Source organism: uncultured Friedmanniella sp., assembly GCF_964244005.1.
Taxonomy (GTDB): Bacteria; Actinomycetota; Actinomycetes; order Propionibacteriales; family Propionibacteriaceae; genus Microlunatus.
In genome coordinates, this window is sequence record NZ_CAXTHG010000054.1 from 1 (window position 1) to 4,831 (window position 4,831).

At 69.3% G+C, this 4,831-nt stretch carries 5 protein-coding genes; 3 read left to right on the forward strand and 2 right to left on the reverse strand.

The features are described 5' to 3' along the window. Positions 1-149 precede the first annotated feature (149 nt). From ACFE76_RS20220 to ACFE76_RS20230, 3 genes are read left to right on the forward strand one after another with little or no spacing between them, the layout of a single operon-like run. Entirely contained in the window at positions 150-773 is a 624-nt protein-coding gene (locus ACFE76_RS20220) for a DUF4870 domain-containing protein (protein ID WP_375433583.1), read from the forward strand. Positions 774-795: 22 nt separating this feature from the next. Then, the gene (locus tag ACFE76_RS20225) at positions 796-1,794 is read left to right on the forward strand and encodes an alpha/beta hydrolase (RefSeq protein ID WP_375433584.1); all 999 of its coding nucleotides are present in this window, start codon (positions 796-798) and stop codon (positions 1,792-1,794) included. A gap of 59 nt (positions 1,795-1,853) precedes the next feature. Further along, complete coding sequence (locus ACFE76_RS20230) at positions 1,854-3,116, forward strand: NAD(P)/FAD-dependent oxidoreductase (RefSeq protein WP_375433587.1); 1,263 nt, start codon at positions 1,854-1,856, stop codon at positions 3,114-3,116. A gap of 102 nt (positions 3,117-3,218) precedes the next feature. On the opposite strand, the gene ACFE76_RS20235 is transcribed toward ACFE76_RS20230, so the two are convergent. Both ACFE76_RS20235 and ACFE76_RS20240 read right to left on the reverse strand, forming a co-directional pair. Beyond that, positions 3,219-3,935, reverse strand: coding sequence for an anti-sigma factor domain-containing protein (locus tag ACFE76_RS20235; RefSeq protein WP_375433585.1), 717 nt, complete (start codon positions 3,933-3,935; stop codon positions 3,219-3,221). Next, positions 3,919-4,476, reverse strand: coding sequence for an RNA polymerase sigma factor (locus ACFE76_RS20240; protein ID WP_375433586.1), 558 nt, complete (start codon positions 4,474-4,476; stop codon positions 3,919-3,921). The genes ACFE76_RS20235 and ACFE76_RS20240 overlap by 17 nt, the downstream gene beginning before the upstream one ends. Between the last annotated feature and the right edge of the window lie 355 nt (positions 4,477-4,831).

A 4,831-nucleotide genomic window follows, 5' to 3' on the forward strand; every position in this document is an offset into this window, starting at 1 on the left:
CAGCCCCAGAGCCCGCCAACCTACACCATCGGCCGACCCTAACTGAACGGTATTGTGGTTAACCCCTGGTTAACCCGGATCTGTCGGTGCCCGTCAGTGATGTCGGGCAAATCCTCCGGGTTGCGGTCAGCACGTTCTAGCCTGGGAGCATGAGCCAGCAACCTCCGGACGTACCCGGGACACCATCGTCCGCCAACGACGAGCCGGTCCCGCCCTACGGCCAGCCGACTCCTCCAGCGTACCCACCGCAGCAGGGCTATCCACCCCAGCAGGGCTATCCGCCGCAGCAGGGCTATTCGCCCCAGCAGGGGTATCCGCAACAGGGTGGCTACCAGCCTCCGCCGGGGTTCCCGCCCCAGGCGGGCTCCCCCAGTCAACCGCCGCAGGGCGGCTATCCTCCCCAGGGCGATTACCCGCCCCAGCCGGGCTATCCTGTGGCCGGCGGCGCGCTGACGCCGGCGGACGAGAAGCTCTGGGGCGTCCTGGCGCACATCTCGATCCCGTTCTTCGGCTTCCTCGGTCCGTTGGTGATCTACCTCGTCTTCAAGGACCGCAGCGGCTGGCTGAAGGAGACCTCGGTCGAGGCCCTGAACTTCTCCATCCTCTACACCATCGTCCAGACCGTGTCGTCGATCCTCACGACGCTGCTGATCGGCTTCGCCCTGGTGCCGCTGGTGTTCATCGGTGGGCTGGTCCTGTGCATCCTGGCGGCGATGGCGGCCAACCGGCACGAGCTCTACCGCTACCCGCTCAACTGGCGGCTGATCACCTGAGGCGGTCTGGCAGGCTGGAGCGGTGACCCAGTGGAATCCGGACCTGCTGCCGGGGTACGAGGCCACCGACCTGGCCCTTCCTGAGGGTGTGCGGGCGGCGGGGGAGCCGGACGACGTCGCGCTGGTCGCCACCCTGGTCCGGCGGATCCACGCCGGGGACCAGGGCCGCCGACCCGCTCTGCTCTACGTCCACGGCTGGAACGACTACTTCTTCCAGACCCACCTCGCTGACGCGGTCGAGGCGATGGGCTACGCCTTCTACGCCCTGGACCTCCGGCGTTACGGCCGCAGCCTGCGCCGCGGCCAGCTGCCCGGCTTCATCACCGACCTCGACGAGTACCACACCGAGCTCGACGCGGCCGCCGACCTGATCGCCGCCCAGCACGACGGGCTGCTGGCGATGGGCCACTCGACCGGCGGGCTGGTCACCGCCCTCTGGGCTGCCGCGCGTCCCGGCCGACTGCGTGGACTGGTGCTCAACTCGCCGTGGCTCGACCTGCAGGGGTCGGCGCTGGTGCGCACCCTCGGCAGCCCGCTGATCGACGCCCTCGGCAGCCGCAACCCCACCTCGGTGCTGCGGCTGCCGCCCGACCTCGGCTTCTACGCCCGGGCCCTGCACTCCTCGCTCGAGGGCGAGTGGGACTACGACCTCGAGCTGAAGGTGACTCCCAGCCCGCCCATCCGCGCGGGTTGGCTGCGGGCCATCCTGGCCGGTCACCAGCGGGTGGCGGCGGGGCTCGGCATCGACGCCCCTGTGCTGGTGCTCGCCTCGGGCGCCACGGACTTCGCCCGCCGGTGGCACGAGGGGCTGCGGACGGTCGACAGCGTTCTCGACGTGGAGCAGATCGCTGCTCGCGCCGTCCGGCTCGGCGGCCACCTCACCCTGGTCCGGATCCCCGACGGGATGCACGACCTGGTGCTGTCCGCGCCCGACGTGCGGGCTCGGACCCTCGACGAGATCGCTCGCTGGACCGCGGCGTACGCCGGTGGGACGAGCTTGCCGGTTCCGCCGACGGCCTGACTCGCGGGTGCCGCTTGGGTACATGTTGTGGACCCTGATTAGATGGGCGGGTGACTGAGATGCCGCATGTCGTTGTCGTCGGAGCAGGGTTCGCCGGACTGTCGGCGACCGCGGAGCTCGCCAAGGAGGGTTTCCGCGTCACCCTCATCGACCGGCACCCCTACAACACGTTCCAGCCGTTGCTCTACCAGGTGGCCACCGGCGGCCTGAACGCCGGCGACGTGACCTACTCGCTGCGCTACTTCGCCGCTCGCCACGCCGGCGTCCGCTTCCGCCGCGCCGGGGTCAGCACGATCGACCACGACGCGCTCGAGGTCGTCTGCGACGACGGCGTCCGGGTCGGTTACGACTTCCTGGTCGTGGGCACCGGCATCACCACCAACCACTTCGGGATCCCCGGCGCGGCCGAGTACACGATGTCGATGTACACGCGGGCCGATGCGCTGAAGGTGCGGGACACGATCTTCGGCAGCATGGAGATCATCGCCGGCATGTCCGAGCCGAACGCCGGCGCGTTCACCATCGTGATCGTCGGCGGCGGCGCGACCGGGGTCGAGATGGCCGGCCAGCTGGCCGAGCTCAAGACCGAGGCGCTGCCCAAGACGTACCCCGAGCTCAACCCGGCGCAGGTCAAGGTGGTGCTCGTCGAGATGGGCGAGGTGCTGCTGGCCCCGTTCGACGACTCGCTGCGCCAGTACGCCCTGCAGGAGCTGATCAAGCGTGGGGTGGACGTGCGGCTCAAGACGGCCATCTCGGAGGTGCACCCCGACCGGGTGGACCTCAAGGACGGCTCCTCGATGCCCGTCGACCTGGTCATCTGGGCCGCCGGCGTCTCCGGCAGCCCGGTGCTGCGCGAATGGGGTCTGCCGATCGGCCGTGGCGGCCGGATCGAGGTGAACGGTGACCTGCGGGTGATCGGCTTCGAGAACGTGTTCGCCATCGGCGACGCGAGCTTGACCGTGGAGAAGCCGCTGCCGCAGCTCGCGCAGCCGGCCATCCAGACCGGCAAGTTCGCCGCCCGTCAGATCGCCCGGCTGCACCGTGGTCTGGAGACGGAGACGTTCAGCTACCACGACAAGGGCACGATGGCCACGATCGGCCGCGGCGACGCCGTGCTGCAGATGCCGGTGGGTCTCAAGCTACGCGGGGTCACCGCCTGGCTGGGCTGGATCTTCCTGCACATCATGTACCTGCTCGGTGGTCGCAACCGGCTCCAGACGCTGCTCAACCTGGGCTCGCGCTACGTGCTGCCCGGTCGCTCGAACACCATCGTGGGCGACGTGATGGAGACTCCGAAGCTCAAGGCGATCAAGAACTCCTGACCCTCGAGGCCCGGCGCCGTCATCCGGCGCCGGGTCTCGAGGCCTGGGCTCGGCCCGCTACTCCCGGGCCGGTGCGTCCGCCGGACGTCCGCCGGGCCCCGGTCAAAGCGGGAGCTTGCCTCGCAACATCGAGTGGCCTGAATGGTCCGGGTCGTTGTCGCCGACGGGCTCCTGGGAGATGTCGACCAGTGGGTACTGCGTCAGCTCCATCTCCGGCGGGATGGGGAAGCGTCCGGAGTCGTTGGTCAGGAAGCCCATCGCCACCATGGGGTCGGCTTCGGTGTTGGTCAGCCAGACCTCGCGGGGGCCGGTGGCCGGCTCAGGTGAGGTGATCTGGACGACCAGAGTGCGGTTGCCGTCCTCGTCCCGCTCGACCGTGGCCTTGCCCGCCGAGCCGGCGTACGGCGGCAGCGCGTTCAGCTGGACGGAACTGACCTGGACGTCGCCGGCCGCGAAGCGGTCGAGGTTGGCGCCGATCCCGATCCCCACCACCAGCGCGAGCGCGGCAGCGAGGACGAAGGCAGCAGCCCGTACGGCTCGACGGTTCGGCACCGGCACGGCCTCGGGCGGCGGTACGACGTCGGCGACAAGCGCCGGTCCGGTGAGCTGGAGCTCGGCGCTGATGCGCTGCCAGACGTGGGGCGGCGGGGCGGTCAAGGTGTCACCCTCGTTCGTACGGCGTCCGATGTCGGCGGCGTCGCGCAGGGAGTGCAGCTCGGCCCGGCATTCGGAGCACTGGGACAGGTGGGCGTGCTCCTCGGGGGGACCGACCTGCTCACCGAGGGCGAGCAGCGCCAAGAGGTCAGGATTCGCGTGCACGGGCGGAGACCTCCAGTCGGCGTCGGAGCTTGATCAAACTTCTACGGATGTGACTCTTGACGGTGCCGGGCGGCATCTGCATCCGCTCGGCGATCTGGGCGTGGGTCAGGTCCTCGAAGAACGCCATCCGCAGCACCTTCTGCGGAACCGCGTCCAGCCGGGCGATCTCGTCAGCGATGATCAACCGCTCGGCGATGTCGAAGGTGTCGGGTGGGCTGCTCAGGCTGGCCGTCACCTCGCTCTGGATGCGGCGCTGCTTCGTCCGGGCCTGATGAGTGTCGGCCACCTTGTTTCGGGTGATCCCCATCAACCAGGCCGACAGGCTCGCCCGTTCCGGCTTGTAGGTGTGCCGCCCCGTCCAGGCCGCCACGAAGACCTTCTGCACGACGTCCTCGGCTTCAGTCGCGTCGCCGAGCGAGCGGAGAGCAACGGTGAAGACGAGAGCTGAGAACCGCTTGTAGATCTTCTCCAGCGCGACCTCGTCGCCGGCAAGGAAGTCCTCGACCAGTGCGCTCAGGTCGTCGTCTGGCGAGACGGTCACGACCGGTGATTCCCTCCGTGGTCTCAGCATGTCTCCGGCACCTGAGCCGGGTGACCCACTCTACCCACGCCGAACGCTTCGGACTCCTCCACCCGCCCTGCGGCCGCTCGGAGGAGCGAGGCAGTCCGTGGTGGCACCGGTTGCTCTCCCTTCCGTGCGTACGCGTGGCTGCTGGTGGGGACGAGCCCGGACGACGTTCGCTCAAGAGTTCGCGGAGGCCTCGGCGTTTGGATGCAGCGACGCTGCCCGCACCGCCGGTGCGGGGCACCGCTCGTGGGCGAAACTACGGGAGAGAGGTGGCCAGGGCCGGGTTCGAACCGGCGACCTTTCACTTTTCAGGCGAACGCTGCTACCA

What these genes read in the sequence shown, in the direction of transcription:
- ACFE76_RS20220 (WP_375433583.1), top strand. Translation starts at nt 150, where the DNA reads ATGAGCCAGCAACCTCCGGACGTACCCGGGACACCATCGTCCGCCAAC.
- ACFE76_RS20230 (WP_375433587.1), top strand. Translation starts at nt 1,854, where the DNA reads ATGCCGCATGTCGTTGTCGTCGGAGCAGGGTTCGCCGGACTGTCGGCG.